A 13,852-nucleotide genomic window follows, 5' to 3' on the forward strand; every position below is an offset into this window, starting at 1 on the left:
ACGAAGAATTTCGTCAATACCGCCGGCTGACCTGCACTGTCCTTGGATTATTCAGGCCTCTCACTCCCAAGCCGGCTTTCACAGTGTGTTGGAGCGCCAGACCGGGCGCCCATGATTGCCACCACTGCCTTCGTTCCTGTTGAAGCGAATAGCGCGTCCGCCGCGCCATTCCGGCCGGCCCACGCCCGTTTTCAATTATTTTTCAGGCACTTCGCGCTTTGTATCCGCGCGGCGTGCCAAGGCTTCATGGACATCATTCAACACAGTATCGCGGTGGGCAAGTACCTTGTTTCCCCGCTCATTCGACACCAGGACGACGGCAACTACGCCGCTTCCGTCTCGATCCGCTCCGGCCACGGCAGCGGCATGCACGACCGCGTGATGCGCTTCACGCCGCGCTTTGCCAGCCACGCAGCCGCCGTCGGCTACGCCATCGATCAGGGCCTCGGCTGGGTGCGCGAACGCGCTCCTCGCAATGCCCCTCTCGCGCTTCCGTGCGCGGGCTGAAACAATTACGCCCAATTCCATCTCCAACACACATCGAACGATTCAGAGGTAACCACACATGCCCAAGGAAGAACTGATCGAAATGAACGGCGCAGTGACCGAAGTCCTGCCCGACTCGCGCTACCGCGTCACGCTGGACAACGGCCATCAGCTGATCGCCTACAGCGGCGGCAAGATGCGCAAGCACCACATCCGCATCCTGGCGGGTGACAAGGTGTCGCTCGAACTCTCGCCCTACGACCTGACCAAGGGCCGTATCACCTTCCGTCACCTGGAACGTCGCGGCCCGCCGCCGACCAACTCCGGCAACAACAACGCACCCCGCCGCTGATCCGCGACTGACGAAAGGCCTTGCGGCGCCCCGCGACGGGCGCCGGCAAGGCCTTTGTCATTCGTGCGTCTGTCCGGCTGCTGAACGATGACCACACCCAATCCCACAGCCGGCGGCCCGCAAGCCCAGGCCCCTGCCGACAACGGCTTCGCCGCGCTGGCGCTCTCGCCACAGATGCTGGCCAACCTCACGCAGCTCGGCTACACGCAGATGACGCCAATCCAGGCGGCCAGCCTGCCGCCGGCGCTGCTCGGCAAGGACCTGATCGCCCAGGCCAAGACCGGCAGCGGCAAGACCGCCGCCTTCGCCCTGGCGCTGCTCTCCAACCTGAACCCCCGCCGCTTCGCGGTGCAGTCGATGGTGCTGTGCCCGACGCGCGAGCTGGCCGACCAGGTCACGACCGAAATCCGCCGCCTTGCGCGCGCCGAGGAAAACATCAAGGTCGTCACGCTCTGCGGCGGCGTCGCGTTGCGCGGGCAGATCGCCAGCCTGGAGCACGGCGCCCACATCGTGGTCGGCACGCCCGGCCGCCTGATGGACCACCTGGAGCGCGGCAACCTCGACCTCTCGGCGCTCAACACGCTGGTGCTCGACGAAGCCGACCGCATGCTGGACATGGGCTTCTTCGACGACATCGTGAAGGTGGCGCGCCAGTGCCCGAAGGAACGCCAGACGCTGCTGTTCTCGGCCACGTATCCCGAAGGCATCGCCAAGCTCGCGCAGCAGTTCATGAAGAACCCCGAGCAGATCACGGTGCAGGCCCAGCATGAAGGCAGCAAGATCCGCCAGCGCTGGTACCAGGTGAAGGACAGCGAGCGGCTGCACACCGTGAGCCTGCTGCTCGATCATTTCCGCCCCGTGAGCACGCTGGCCTTCTGCAACACCAAGCAGCAGTGCCGCGACCTCGTCGAGGTGCTGCAGGCCCAGGGCTTCAGCGCGCTGGCGCTGTTCGGCGAACTGGAGCAGCGCGAGCGCGACCAGGTGCTGGTGCAGTTCTCCAACCGCAGCTGCTCGGTGCTGGTGGCAACCGACGTGGCGGCGCGCGGGCTCGACATTGCGCAGCTCGAAGCAGTGATCAACGTCGACGTGACGCCCGATTCGGAGATTCACATCCACCGCATCGGCCGCACCGGCCGCGTGGGCCAGTCGGGTGATGCCGAGGGCCTGGCGCTGAACCTGGCCAGCATGAACGAGATGGGCAGCGTCGGAAAAATCGAGCAGCTGCAAGGCCGCGAGTCCGAATGGCACGAACTGGCCGAGCTCACACCGGGCAAGGGCGCACCGCTGCAGCCGCCGATGGCCACGCTGCAGATCGTCGGCGGGCGCAAGGAAAAGATCCGCGCCGGCGACGTGCTGGGCGCACTCACGGGCGATTGCGGCTACGCGAAGGACCAGGTCGGCAAGATCAACGTCAACGAGTTCTCGACCTACGTGGCGGTCGACCGCGCCATTGCCGAAGAGGCGGCGCGCAAGCTGTCCAGCGGCCGCGTGAAGGGCAAGTCGGTCAAGGTGCGGCTGCTGACGCTGCAGGACCTGTAGCAACCCCTGCCGGCTGCGGCGTAGCGAGCGCCGAGGTCGGCGCCACCGGTGCGTCGAGCACCGGAGCCGGCGCCGCATCGGGCGCCTCCTGCCGCGCCAGCTTCGCGGCCAGCCGGAACGCCACCACCACCGCCAGCAACCCGAAGATCGACGAGCCCACGGCCTGCCCGATCAGCACGCCGGCCGCGCCGTAGTGCGAGCCCCACCAGGCAAATGGAATCGTGCCCAGCGTGGCGCGCCCCCAGTTGAACGCCGTAGACAACAGCGGATGCCCGAGGTTGTTGAACGACGCATTCGCCACGAACAGCCCGCCCGCAAAGAAGAAGCTCGCGGCCAGCCAGCTGCAGAACAGCGAGATCAGCTCCGCCGCCAGCCCGTCGGCCGAGAACGCGCGAATCAGCACGCCTTGGCCCAGTGCCAGCACCAGCCACGCCACGGCCACCGACGCCACCATGAACAGCAGGCTGTCGCGCAGCCCCTCCTGCACGCGGCGGTACTGCCCCGCGCCCAGGTTCTGCGCAAGGATCGGCCCGACCGCCCCGCTGAGCGCGTAGACCAGCCCGAAGGCCACCGGCGTCAGCCGGTCGATGGTGGCCGCGCCCGCCACCGCCGACGGCCCGAACTGCGCAACCGCATGCGTGACAAAGGCTGCGCCCACGGGCGTCGCAAGATTGGTCAGCACAGCCGGCCCGGCCACCGTGCCGAGCGCGCGCGCATCGCCGGCCAGCCGCTGCGCATCGAAGCGCCCGAGCATGCGGTGCTTCACCATCACGCCATGCAGCCCGATGGCCGCCAGCACCATGCGCGAAACCACCGCACTGATGGCCGCGCCGTCGAGCCCCAGCCCGAAGCCGAAGATCAATATCGGGTCGAGCACCGCCGTCACGAAGGCGGCCGCGAGCGTCACTGTCATCGCGCGGCGTGCGTCGCCGATCGAACGCAGCAGCGCGGAAGTCGCCATGCCGATGCCCAGCAGGGGCAGCGTGTGCACCGTCACCGAGAGGTATCGCTGCGCGAGCCGCGCCGTCTCGCCCTCGGCGCCGAGCGCCTGCAGCGCTGGGTGCAGGAAGAAGGCCGTGCCCGTGCCCACCACTACCGACACCGCCGTCATCAGCACGAGGCTCGAGGTGCCGATGCGCCGCGCGTCTTCGGTGCGTCCCGCCCCCACCGTGCGTGACACCACCGCCGTGATGCCGATGGTCAACCCGATGCACAGCGACGCATGAAAGAACCCCACCACGCCCGCGAAGCCGACCGCCGCGGCCGTCGCTTTCTCCCCGAGCAGCGAGATGTAGAACAGGTTGATCAGGTCGACCGCGAACACCGCGATCAGTCCGATGGCCCCGGTGCCCGCCATCACGCAGACATGCCGCAGCAGCGACCCCGAAACGAAGCGCGCGCGCTCGACACCGCCGGTTGTTTCGGCTATTGGCATGTGAAATTCTCGATGTGGCCTAATTGCGGCTCGAACATTACTTTTACCCGAGCTTTTCATGCCCAAGAAAATTCGTACCGAAGCCGACCGCGTTGCCACCCCGAAGCCGACGCCCCTGCCCGGCTACACGGCGCCTCGCTCCGGTGGCGGCCAGAAGGTCAGCCTGGAACGCGGCACCGCAACGCGCAGCAAGAAGAACCCTGGCAAGCGCGCCAAGAAGGGCGGCTGATCCATCAGCCCCCGCCTGGCTCCCACCTGAGCCACGACAGACGCGCCCCAGGGCGCGTTTTGTCATTGGGGCAGCTATAAATCGCAATGTCCGACGACAACCAGATCCTCATCCCGCCCTCGTTCTTCGCGGTGTACACCGACGCGCGCCAGCGCCTGAGCGAGCCGATCGGCGTGGTGCGCGAGCGCTACGAGATCTGCGAAGACCTCGCCAGCCACCTCGTGGGCCATGCGCAGATCCAGCACCACACCGAGGTGCCGGTCGAAAGCGAGATCCTGCGGCGCATCCACGCCGGGCTGGCCACGCCTGAATCGGGCGTATCGGCGGCCGAGGCGGGCTGGATCGTGCAGCGGCTGGCCGAGCTGCTGGGCTGGCAAGGGCCCGAGCCGGCGCCCGAAGCGGACTGAGCCCCTGCCGGAGCGACCCATGCTGCTCAAGGTCGGAGAACTCGCCCGGCACACGGGCCTCACGGTGCGCACGCTGCACCACTACGACGCTATCGGCCTGCTCGCGCCCTCGGCACGCTCCGAGGCCGGCTACCGGCTCTACAACGCGGCCGACATCGCCCGCCTGCACGCGATCCAGGCACTGCGGCTGCTGGGCCTGCCGCTGGCGGAGATCGGCGCCCTGTTGGGCGCGGAGAGCAGCTCGTTGCCCACCATCATCGCGCGGCAGATCGAATCGCTCGACCAGCAGATCGCACAGGCCACGGCCTTGCGCGAACGGCTCGGCCTGTTGCAGCAGCGCCTGGACGAAGGTGCCCAGCCCGACATGAAGGACTGGCTGGACACGCTCGAGAAGATGACCACCTACGGGCGCTACTTCAGCCCCGCCGAGATCAGGTCGTTCATGGCCAACTGGAAAGACGTGGCCGACCGGTGGCCGCCGCTGGTGGCCGAGGTGGCGGCGCTGATGTCGCGCGGCGTGCCGGCCGGCGCCCCCGAGGTGCAGCCGCTGGCCGCCCGCTGGATGACGCTGATGGGCCAGTGGATGGACGGCAGCTTCGACCTCATCACGCGCTGGGGCGAGATGTACCGGCGCGAGCCCGTGGCGCGCAGCGACGACGGGCCTCCCGCCGAACTGGTGGAGTACATCGGCGAAGCCATCGGCATGCGCATGGCCGCGCTGCTGCGCCACCTGAGCACCGACGATCTCGCGCACCTGAGCCGCCCGCCCGAGGACGAATGGCGGTGCCTGGCGGGCGAACTCGCCGCGCTGCGGGCGCGCGCCGTCCCTCCTGAAGACGAGTCGGTGCAGGCCATCGCGCGCGAATGGGCGCGCCTGTTCGCCGCCTTCACCAACCACGACCCCGGCCTGGCAGCCCGCCTGATGCGGGCGATGAACGCGGAGCCGGTGCTGCAGGCCGCCGCCGTGACCACGCCCGAAGTGCGCGAGTACCTGATGCGCGCCATGGCCGTGCTGCAGCAGAAAAATCCGCCGCCATCCGCCGGCAGCGCTTGACCCTGACGTTGCGTGAGGCCCGACAGTGGCCGCATGAACAACCCAACCACGCCCCAGCGGCTCCACGCGCTCGACAACCTCCGCGCCCTGATGATGTGGCTCGGCATCGTGCTGCACGTGGCGATCAACCACCTCACGATCAATTCGCCGCTGCCATGGCGCGACCCGAAGACATCGCCGGTCGCGGACCTGCTGCTGCTCTTCATCCACAGCTTCCGCATGCCGGTGTTCTTCGTACTGGCCGGCTTCTTCGTTGCGCTGCTGGTCGCGCGGCGCGGCGCCGGCGGCATGCTGCGAAACCGCGCGCTGCGGCTGGCGCTGCCCTTCGCGATTTTCTGGCCGCCGCTGTTCGTGGCGACCACCGTGCTGGCGATGGTCTACATCCATCTGACGGCGCGCGGCGTGCCGGGCATCGACTCCGCGCTGACGCCCGCGCGGCAGCCTGGCGGCTCGCCTTTCAACACCATGCACCTGTGGTTCCTGTACCAGCTGTTCTGGTTCAGCGTGATGGCCTGGGCCGGCGTGCGGCTGCAGCGCTTCGTGCCGACACGGCTGCGCGCGGCGCTGGCCCGAAGCTTCGTGACGCTGGCCGAACGGCGCTGGGGCTTCGCTGTGCTGGCGTTGCCCCTGGCGCTCGTTGGCACTTTCTATCCGTCCGGCATGGTCACGGAAAGCGGCTCGTTCCTGCCGCCGCTGGCCGAATGGGTGCAGAGCGGACTTTTCTTCGTGGTCGGCTGGTACGTGCACGGCCAGCAGGAGCGGCTGCTGGCGATGTTCGCGTCGCGCTGCAAGGGCCATGCGGTGGCCGGCCTCGCATTCCTGGTGGCAACGGTGGTGTTGCTGGGCGCATTCCGCGGCAACCGTCTCCAGTCGCTGCCGCATCCCGAGTTCTGGATCGCCTTCGTCTACAACGCGACCGCATGGCTCTGGAGCCTGGCCCTGATCGGCGGCTTCGTGCGCTACCTGCCGCGCCAGAACGCCGTGTTGGCCTACCTGTCGCAAAGCTCGTACTGGGTGTACCTGGTGCACATGCTCGGCACCATCGGCTTCGGCATCCTGCTGTTCAACGCGCCCCTCGGCGCGGTCGCGAAGATAGGCCTGAACATCGCGGCCACGTCGCTGGTGGCGCTCGCCAGCTACCAGCTGCTGGTGCGCCACACCCGCCTCGGCACGCTGCTGAACGGTCAGCGCGCGGAAAAGCGCTCGACCAGGAAGTCGACGAAGGCGCGGGTCTTGGCCGCCAAGTGACGCGAGGGGTAGACGGCGTAGATCGGCGTCCGGTCGGCCTCCCAGTCTTCGAGCACAGCCTGCAGCCGGCCTGAAGCCAGCTCGCTCTCGACATAGATGCGCGGGATCAGGCTCAGGCCGAAGCCCGCAAGCAGCGCGTCGCGCACGGCGATGCTGGAGCTGACCTTGTAGCGCCCGTCGATGGGCACCGCCACGCTGCGGCCGGCGCGGCTGAAGGTCCACTTGTTCGCGTGGCCCGAAAGCGTGAACTGCACGCACTCGTGGGCCTTCAGGTCTTCGGGCTGCGCAGGCCGGCCGGCGGAGGCGAAGTAGCCGGGCGCGCCGCACAGCACGTGGGTCATGGTCATCAGCTTGCGCGCGACGAGGCTGGAGTCTTCCAGCCGGTCGCTGCCGCGGATGGCGAGGTCGTAGCCCTCGCCAATGATGTCCGAGCGGCTGTCCTGCAGGTTCAGTTCGAGCCGCAGGTTCGGGTAGCGCTTCATGAACTCGGGAATGGCCGGCGACAGCGAGGTGAGCGCAAAGGTCAGCGGTGCGCTCACGCGCAGCACGCCGCCGGGGCTGCTGCCCATGGGCGCGAGCGCGGCATCGGCCTCGGTGAGTTCGTCGAGGATGCGCGACAGGCGCTCGAAGTACGCCGCGCCCGCTTCGGTCAGGCTCATCTGCCGCGTGGTGCGGTTGATGAGCCGCACCTTCAAATGCGCCTCCAGCTCCGCGATGTTCTTGCTGATGGCCGCGGCCGAGAGCCCCATTTGCCGCGCGGCGCCGGCGAAGCTGCCCGTGGCGGCGGTGGTGCGGAAGACCTTGAGAGCCGTGAGATGGTCCATGCTGGATTGACGACCGACAGTAAAGAATCAATTCATTATTCGAGCATTCACAACCAAGGGTCAACTCACTAGATTCGAGGCATGACCAGCCGCACCACCGACATCCTCCTCACCGCGACTGCGCCCGCCATCTGGGGCAGCACCTACATCGTCACCACCGAGCTGCTGCCGGCGAACTACCCGCTCACGGTTGCCTTGCTGCGCGCGTTGCCCGCGGGCCTGCTGTTGCTGCTGATCGTGCGCAAGCTGCCCGAACGCGCTTGGTGGGGCCGCATCTTCGTGCTCGGGGCGCTGAATTTCTCGATCCTCTGGGCCATGCTGTTTCTCGCGGCGTATCGACTGCCGGGCGGTGTGGCGGCGACGATCACCTCGGTGCAGCCGCTGCTCGTGGTGTTTCTCGCGAGCGTCTTCCTGGGCTCGCCGGTGCGTGCGCTGTCGGTGGCGGCGGCGGTGGTCGGCATCGGCGGGGTCGCGCTGCTGGTGCTCACGCCGAATGCGGCGCTCGACGCCATCGGCATTGCCGCAGCCATCGCCGCGGCCGTGTCGATGGCCTTCGGCACAGTGCTGAGCCGCCGCTGGCAGCCGCCGGTGTCGGCGCTGACCTTCACCGCCTGGCAGCTCACCGCGGGCGGCCTGCTGCTGTTGCCGGTGGCGCTGCTGCTGGAGCCGCCGCTGCCCGCGCTCACGGTGCAGAACTGGATCGGCTTCGGCTGGCTCGGCCTCGTGGGCGCCGCGCTGACTTACATCGTGTGGTTCCGCGGCGTGGCCCGGCTGGAGCCCTCGGCGATCGCGCCGCTGGCCTTTCTCAGCCCGGTGACGGCCGTGATCCTCGGCTGGGCGCTGCTGGGGCAGAGCCTTTCAGCGTGGCAGGTGGCGGGCATCGGCATCGTGATCGCGAGCATCTGGCTCAGCCAGCATGCGCAGCGCGGCGCGCAGCCGCTGGTGCGGCCTGCTGCGGCCACCCGTTAGGCGGCAAGCGCCGTGGCGCGCTTCAGCAGGCCCAGGTAGCCGGGCTGCACTTCCATGCGCACGATCGCGCCCTGCCGCTGCAGCAGGCGATGCGCCTTCGGCAGGGCCCAGCAGGGCAGGCTGGTGAACATGTGGTGCTCGCAGTGGTAGTTGACCCAATAGGGCGCCACCAGGATGCGTTCGAGCCAGCCGGCGTGCGTGGTGCGGGCCTGCCGCAGCGGATCGGCCTCGTTCTGCGCGACGAGCGCGTGTTCGGCGATGTTGCGCACGCGGCTCACGAGCGGCAGCCATGTCGTCATCGGCAGCAGCCACATCAGCAGCCATGCCCACCAGTAGCCGGCCACGGCGAAGGCCAGGAAGCCGAGGCCGTTGGCGACGAGAAAGCGGTGGTCTTTCGCAAGCTCCCGGCCCAGCACCTTCAAGGCCGACTCGCCCGCCGCACGCTTGCGAATGCCCTCGGCGATGTGCCCGAAGCGCTGCTTGTAGAAAGTCTGCCCGCTCAGGTCGCGCACCACCTTGCGCCACATCGAGGCCCGAGTGATCGGGAAGGGCGCCGACAGCACGAGGTCGGGGTCTTCGGTCTGCTGCACGAAGCGATGGTGCTGCAGGTGGTACGGCCGGTAGTCGCGCAGCGTCGACGAGCACAGCCAGTAGCCCACCCAGTCGTTGACCTTGCGGTTGCGATGCAGCCCCGCATGCGCCGCGTCGTGCATGAGGATGAAGAGCCCCAGCTGCCGCGCGCCGACGATGGGCACCGCCAGCGGAATGGTCCACGGCCACACGATGCCCGCCAGCATGGCGGCGCCGATCACGCCCCAGCAGTGCAGCACCAGCCACAGGCCCTTCCACGACGAACGCGCGGTGAGCGACTGCCACTCGTCGGTGGTGAAGAAGTCTTCGGGTTGGGCACGGGGAGCGGCGGCCATGAGGCCAGTATGGCGCTGCAAGCCGCTGTGGAACACGCGGAATTCCCCGGGTGCCGGGCGAGGCCCTTCGGCCTACTCGCCGCTACTTGTCGATGATCTTGCGCGCAAAGACTTCGAGATAGTCCATCAACCGGTTGGCGCCCGCGATGGCCGCGGCCTCATCGCCTGTCGCGATGCCCTGCGCCAGTTCGAGGTGCGCATTCGCGCCCTCGACGATCTCGCCTTCATGCTGGTACGCGTACCAGAAGCGCCTGCACTGCACGATCAGCGGCACCACCGCCTTCACCGCGGAATCGTTGTGGCTCGCCTGGTGGTTGACGAGGTCCAGCGCGCGGTCGGCCTGCATGTAGTCGTTCAGGTCGCCGCGGCCCGCGGCCTCGACCATCATCTCGGCGCAATGAACGATTTCCTTGCGCTGCTGCGCGGTGGCCCGGCGCGCGGAGCAGGCGGCAATCAGCAGTTCGAGCACGCGGCGGGTCTGGATCACGTCGAGATGGTCGGCCAGGTCGATGGCCGACACCAGCAGTCCGCGGCGCGGCTGCTGCACGATGAGGCCGATGGACACCATGCGCATCAGCGCCTCGCGTACCGGCGTGCGGCCCAGCCCCGTGCGCTCGGCGAGCTCGGCCTCGACGATCTGGCTGCCGGGTTTCAGCAGCATGGTCGACAGCAGCGTCTCGATGGCGTCGTAGGCCATGTCGGCGGCGCGGCGCTTGGGCGGTGCGCGCAAGCTTGTCTTCTTTGGAGCAGTCTTCTTCGGGGCGGCCATGGTTTTCTTTTTCCGCGGATGCGGCGGCGTCATTGTCGGGCGTCGCCGTCGTTCGCCAGACCCACGAGACCCGCGAGTGTCGCTATGCGGACCGGCGACAGCGGCGGGCACGGCACGGGCGGAGTCCATCCGAAGAGGAATTGCGCGGCATCGCCGCAAACGCGGCCCTGGCACGCACCCATGCCGCAGCGGCGGTGCAGCTTGGCGTCGGTCCAGCCGCTGCAGCCTGCCAGCGCGGAGAAGGGCACGTCTTCGCAACGGCACACGAGCGTGTCGGGTTGCGGCATGGCCTTGATGTCGGCGGCCAGCGCGAAGCTGCGGTGCAGCTGGGCGGCGAAGGCGTTCCAGCGGGCGCGTTCGCCCTCGTGCGTCTTTGCAGCGCGCTCGTTGCCGACGGCGGCATGGCCGGCGATGGTGCCCTGTGCCAGCGCGCGTTCGCTGCCGCCGAAGCCGGTGCACTCGCCCGCTGCATAGACGCCGGCGACGCTGGTGGCCTGCGAGGCATCGACCGCCAGGGCCTGCGCACCGGAGCTCGCAGGCGTGAGGGCACAGCCGAGCAGTTGCCCCAGCTGCGTGTTGGGCGTGAGGCCGAAGCCGCAGGCGATGCGCTCGCAGGCGATCTCGACTTCTCTGCCGCTGCCTTGCCGAAGGCGAACCGACTCGACCTGCGTCGCACCCTGCGCCGAGACGATGCGCGACGAGGTGCGGTACTGCGGATCGGCGAGCGTCACTGCCTGCGCGGCCTTGCCCGGCCAGCGCGCAAGGCTGGCGCCGAAGCGCGCGACCGAGGCGAACGAAGCCTGTTCGGCGATGCGCAGCACCTTCGCACCCGCAGCACGTGCCGTTGCGGCGGCGGCAAGCAGCAAGGGGCCGCTGCCCGCGATGACGATGCGCTCGCCCTCGACCGGCATGCCGGCCTTGATGAGCGCCTGCAGGCCGCCCGCGCCGGTCACGCCGGGCAGCGTCCAGCCGGGGAAGGGCAGCAGCAGCTCGCGCGCGCCGGTGCAGAGGATGAGCTTGCGCCATTGCATGCGCGTGGCGCGCTCCGCGTCTTCGAGCAGCAGCTCGTTGAGCGAAGGTGCGGCAGCGACGCGGGTGCCGCTGCGCACGCGGATGTTGGCGTGGCGCTCGAGCGCATCGCGCCACTTGCGCGCTGCTGGCGGCAGCGTCGCGCCGGGGCCGTCGCGCCAGATCTGTCCTCCGGGCGCGGGGTTGTCGTCGATGACGACGATCGATGCGTCGCTCGGCGCGGCAGCCACTGCAGCAGCCATGCCGGCCGGACCCGCGCCGACGATCAGCACATCGCAATGTTCCATGTTCATTCCGCCGTCTCCACGCGCATGCCTTCGACGCAGACCGTCTGGCATGCGAGCCTGCGTCGGCCATCGACCAGCACGCGGCACTCCTGGCACACGCCCATGCCGCAGAACGGCGCGCGCTGCTGGCCCGTGACCGACGTGCGCGCCACGCCCATGCCACCAGCCACACGCAACGCGGCGGCGACCGAGCTGCCCGCCTTCACGCGGACCAGGTGGCCGTCGATGTTCAACAGGGTGTGGGCGCTCATGCGATCTCCCGCAGTCCGCGCGGTGCGTATGGCGCCGCATCGAAATCAGGAGTCGCGCCGGTCATCAGCGCAGCAAGCAGATGCGCGCTGCCCGGCGCCGTGGTCACGCCCAGGCCTTCGTGCCCAACCGCAAGCCAGAGCTTCTCGCGCCAAGGGTGCTTGCCCAGCAAAGGCAACCCATCGGGCGACGCCGCGCGCATGCCGGTCCACGAACGCACGGCGTTGAGATTCGCGAGCCCCGGCAGGTAGTCCAGCGTGCGCTGGAGCATGCGCGCCAGCATCGGCGCCTCGACCGTCGGATCGGTCGTGTCGAACTGGCGCGACGAGCCGACCAACAGCTGCCCCGTGGGGCGCGGCTGCACGTTGAAGGCGACCGAGTCACCGTCGCTGTGGTGCGCGCTGGTCACGTAGCCGAGCTCGACGAGCTGGTGATGCACCGTGCCCGGATAGCGGTCGGTGATCAGCAGGTGGCCTTTCTTCGGGCGTATCGGGAGTTCGGGGCACAGCGTCGTCGCCTGGATGCCGTTGGCCAGCACGATCTGCGGCGCGGTGCGGCGGCTGCCGTCCGCGAGGCGCAGTGCGCCGTCGTCTTCGACGGCATCGACCTTCGCGTGCTCCACACGGACCGAATCAGCGGCCTGTGCGAGCAGCCAGCGCGCCGCATTCGGCGCATAGAGGATGCCGTCGCCCGGCACTTCGAGCGCGCCCGACAGGCCCTTGCGCAAGGCGGGCTCGGCGCTCGCCAGTTCGCGCGCATCGAGCAGCCGGCTGTCGATGCCGTGCGCGCGCAGCCGCTGTTGCTTGCGTTCGGCCTCGGCCATCTCTTCGTCGTTGGCGGCAATCCACAGCGTGCCGCAGGCGCTGTACGCGCAGTCTTCGCTCATGCGCGGTGCAAGCTCGCGCCATTGCGCGACCGAATGGCGGCTCAGTTCGAGTTCGGCCGCGTTGTCGTCCATCACCACGAGGTGACCCATGCCCGCGCCGGTGGCGCCGCCGATGCGCGCATCGAGCACCAGCACACGGCGCCCCGCCTGTGCAAGCGCTTGCGCGCAAGCCGCGCCGACGATGCCGGCGCCGATGACGATGACATCCGCGTCCATGCCGCGCGGCGTCAGAGCCGGATGCCCCAGCCGAACGGGTCTTCGTCGTCTATCAGCAGCGTGGCTTCCGCGCTGATGTGCGCGCGGCCACGCAGCGTGGGAATGACCTTGTCGCCGTCCATCGCGTAGCTGGCCTCGAAGACGCTGCCGATCACGCTGGCCTGCTTCCACACCTCGCCGGGCGCAAGCTTGCCGTCGGCCGCGAGGCAGGCGATCTTGGCGCTGGTGCCGGTGCCGCAGGGCGAGCGGTCGTAGGCGTTGCCGGGGCACAGCACGAAGTTCCGGCTGTCGGCGCCTTCATCATCTGCAGCGAAGAGCTCGATGTGGTCGATCTCCGCGCCGTCCGCGCCTGTGATGCCCTGGGCCGAGAGTGCCTTGCGCAATGCCGCGGTGTAGTCGGTCAGCGCCGCGAGGTTGTCGCTCGCCACGCGCTGGCCGTGTTCGCTCACCAGGAAGAACCAGTTGCCGCCCCAGGCCACATCCCCGCGCACGGTGCCATGGCCCGGCAGCTCCACTGCCACCTGGTGCAGATGCCGGTACGCGGGCACGTTGCGCACGCTCACCGAGCCGTCTTCGTGCAGCGTGGTCGTGACGGTGCCCACGGGCGTTTCGATGCGGTGCTCGCCCACGCCGATGCGCCCCATGTGCGCGAGGCTTGCGACCAGCCCGATGGTGCCGTGGCCGCACATGCCGAGGTAGCCGGCGTTGTTGAAGAAGACCACGCCGGCAGCCGCATCCGGCGACACCGGCTCGCACAGCAGCGCGCCCACCACCACGTCGCTGCCGCGCGGCTCCAGCACGGCGGCCGCGCGCCATTTGTCGTGCTGGTCGGCCAGCAGCGCACGGCGCTCGGCCATGCTGCCGCCGCCCAGATCAGGGAAGCCGCCGATCACAAGGCGCGTGGGCTCGCCGCCCGTGTGCGAGTCGATGACCTGGATGCGTTGCAT

At 69.0% G+C, this 13,852-nt stretch carries 16 protein-coding genes; 8 read left to right on the forward strand and 8 right to left on the reverse strand.

Annotated features, from left to right (window positions below; genetic code table 11):
- Window positions 1–246: 246 nt before the first annotated feature.
- The 3 genes from ACZYSP_RS19760 to dbpA all read left to right on the forward strand — a co-directional run bounded on the left by ACZYSP_RS19760 (window position 247) and on the right by dbpA (window position 2,377).
- A complete protein-coding gene (locus ACZYSP_RS19760) occupies window positions 247–507 on the forward strand; it encodes a hypothetical protein (RefSeq protein ID WP_093055166.1) in 261 nt (86 codons plus the stop codon).
- 58 nt (window positions 508–565) lie between these two features.
- Complete coding sequence (gene infA, locus ACZYSP_RS19765) at window positions 566–838, forward strand: translation initiation factor IF-1 (protein WP_015867950.1); 273 nt, start codon at window positions 566–568, stop codon at window positions 836–838.
- Between the two features lie 87 nt (window positions 839–925).
- Window positions 926–2,377, forward strand: coding sequence for an ATP-dependent RNA helicase DbpA (gene dbpA, locus ACZYSP_RS19770; RefSeq protein WP_093076324.1), 1,452 nt, complete (start codon window positions 926–928; stop codon window positions 2,375–2,377).
- On the opposite strand, the gene ACZYSP_RS19775 is transcribed toward dbpA, so the two are convergent.
- On the reverse strand, window positions 2,343–3,812 hold the full coding sequence (locus tag ACZYSP_RS19775) for an MATE family efflux transporter (RefSeq protein WP_489016051.1): 1,470 nt from the start codon (window positions 3,810–3,812) through the stop codon (window positions 2,343–2,345). The genes dbpA and ACZYSP_RS19775 overlap by 35 nt on opposite strands.
- 58 nt (window positions 3,813–3,870) lie before the next feature.
- Here ACZYSP_RS19775 and ACZYSP_RS19780 point away from each other — a divergent pair, with 58 nt between their 5' ends.
- The 4 genes from ACZYSP_RS19780 (at window position 3,871) to ACZYSP_RS19795 (ending at window position 6,750) form a co-directional block, all read left to right on the forward strand.
- Window positions 3,871–4,041: a hypothetical protein gene (locus ACZYSP_RS19780; protein ID WP_176928792.1), complete on the forward strand. Its 171-nt coding sequence runs from the start codon at window positions 3,871–3,873 to the stop codon at window positions 4,039–4,041.
- An 86-nt stretch (window positions 4,042–4,127) separates the two neighbouring features.
- Entirely contained in the window at window positions 4,128–4,448 is a 321-nt protein-coding gene (locus ACZYSP_RS19785; RefSeq protein WP_093055160.1) for a hypothetical protein, read from the forward strand.
- 19 nt (window positions 4,449–4,467) lie between these two features.
- Window positions 4,468–5,502, forward strand: coding sequence for a MerR family transcriptional regulator (locus tag ACZYSP_RS19790; protein WP_489016054.1), 1,035 nt, complete (start codon window positions 4,468–4,470; stop codon window positions 5,500–5,502).
- Between the two features lie 33 nt (window positions 5,503–5,535).
- A complete protein-coding gene (locus ACZYSP_RS19795) occupies window positions 5,536–6,750 on the forward strand; it encodes an acyltransferase family protein (RefSeq protein WP_489016056.1) in 1,215 nt (404 codons plus the stop codon).
- Here the strand turns inward: ACZYSP_RS19795 and ACZYSP_RS19800 are convergent.
- On the reverse strand, window positions 6,687–7,574 hold the full coding sequence (locus ACZYSP_RS19800; RefSeq protein ID WP_489016058.1) for a LysR family transcriptional regulator: 888 nt from the start codon (window positions 7,572–7,574) through the stop codon (window positions 6,687–6,689). The genes ACZYSP_RS19795 and ACZYSP_RS19800 overlap by 64 nt on opposite strands.
- A gap of 81 nt (window positions 7,575–7,655) precedes the next feature.
- Here ACZYSP_RS19800 and ACZYSP_RS19805 point away from each other — a divergent pair, with 81 nt between their 5' ends.
- Window positions 7,656–8,543 carry an EamA family transporter gene (locus tag ACZYSP_RS19805; RefSeq protein WP_097197608.1) on the forward strand — a complete coding sequence of 296 codons (888 nt, stop codon included), beginning with the start codon at window positions 7,656–7,658 and terminating at the stop codon, window positions 8,541–8,543.
- Here the strand turns inward: ACZYSP_RS19805 and ACZYSP_RS19810 are convergent.
- The 6 genes from ACZYSP_RS19810 to ACZYSP_RS19835 all read right to left on the reverse strand — a co-directional run bounded on the left by ACZYSP_RS19810 (window position 8,540) and on the right by ACZYSP_RS19835 (window position 13,852).
- Window positions 8,540–9,469 carry a fatty acid desaturase family protein gene (locus ACZYSP_RS19810; RefSeq protein ID WP_489016061.1) on the reverse strand — a complete coding sequence of 310 codons (930 nt, stop codon included), beginning with the start codon at window positions 9,467–9,469 and terminating at the stop codon, window positions 8,540–8,542. The two genes, ACZYSP_RS19805 and ACZYSP_RS19810, sit on opposite strands and share 4 nt — an antisense overlap.
- A gap of 82 nt (window positions 9,470–9,551) precedes the next feature.
- Window positions 9,552–10,238 carry a GntR family transcriptional regulator gene (locus tag ACZYSP_RS19815; protein WP_093174501.1) on the reverse strand — a complete coding sequence of 229 codons (687 nt, stop codon included), beginning with the start codon at window positions 10,236–10,238 and terminating at the stop codon, window positions 9,552–9,554.
- A 29-nt stretch (window positions 10,239–10,267) separates the two neighbouring features.
- Entirely contained in the window at window positions 10,268–11,560 is a 1,293-nt protein-coding gene (locus ACZYSP_RS19820; RefSeq protein ID WP_489016063.1) for an FAD-dependent oxidoreductase, read from the reverse strand.
- Entirely contained in the window at window positions 11,557–11,805 is a 249-nt protein-coding gene (locus ACZYSP_RS19825; protein WP_489016065.1) for a (2Fe-2S)-binding protein, read from the reverse strand. The genes ACZYSP_RS19820 and ACZYSP_RS19825 overlap by 4 nt, the downstream gene beginning before the upstream one ends.
- Window positions 11,802–12,905: an NAD(P)/FAD-dependent oxidoreductase gene (locus ACZYSP_RS19830; protein WP_489016067.1), complete on the reverse strand. Its 1,104-nt coding sequence runs from the start codon at window positions 12,903–12,905 to the stop codon at window positions 11,802–11,804. Before ACZYSP_RS19830 ends, ACZYSP_RS19825 begins: the two co-directional genes overlap by 4 nt.
- An 11-nt stretch (window positions 12,906–12,916) precedes the next feature.
- Window positions 12,917–13,852, reverse strand: coding sequence for a 4-hydroxyproline epimerase (locus ACZYSP_RS19835; protein WP_093076339.1), 936 nt, complete (start codon window positions 13,850–13,852; stop codon window positions 12,917–12,919).

Source organism: Variovorax sp. F042, from assembly GCF_057814215.1.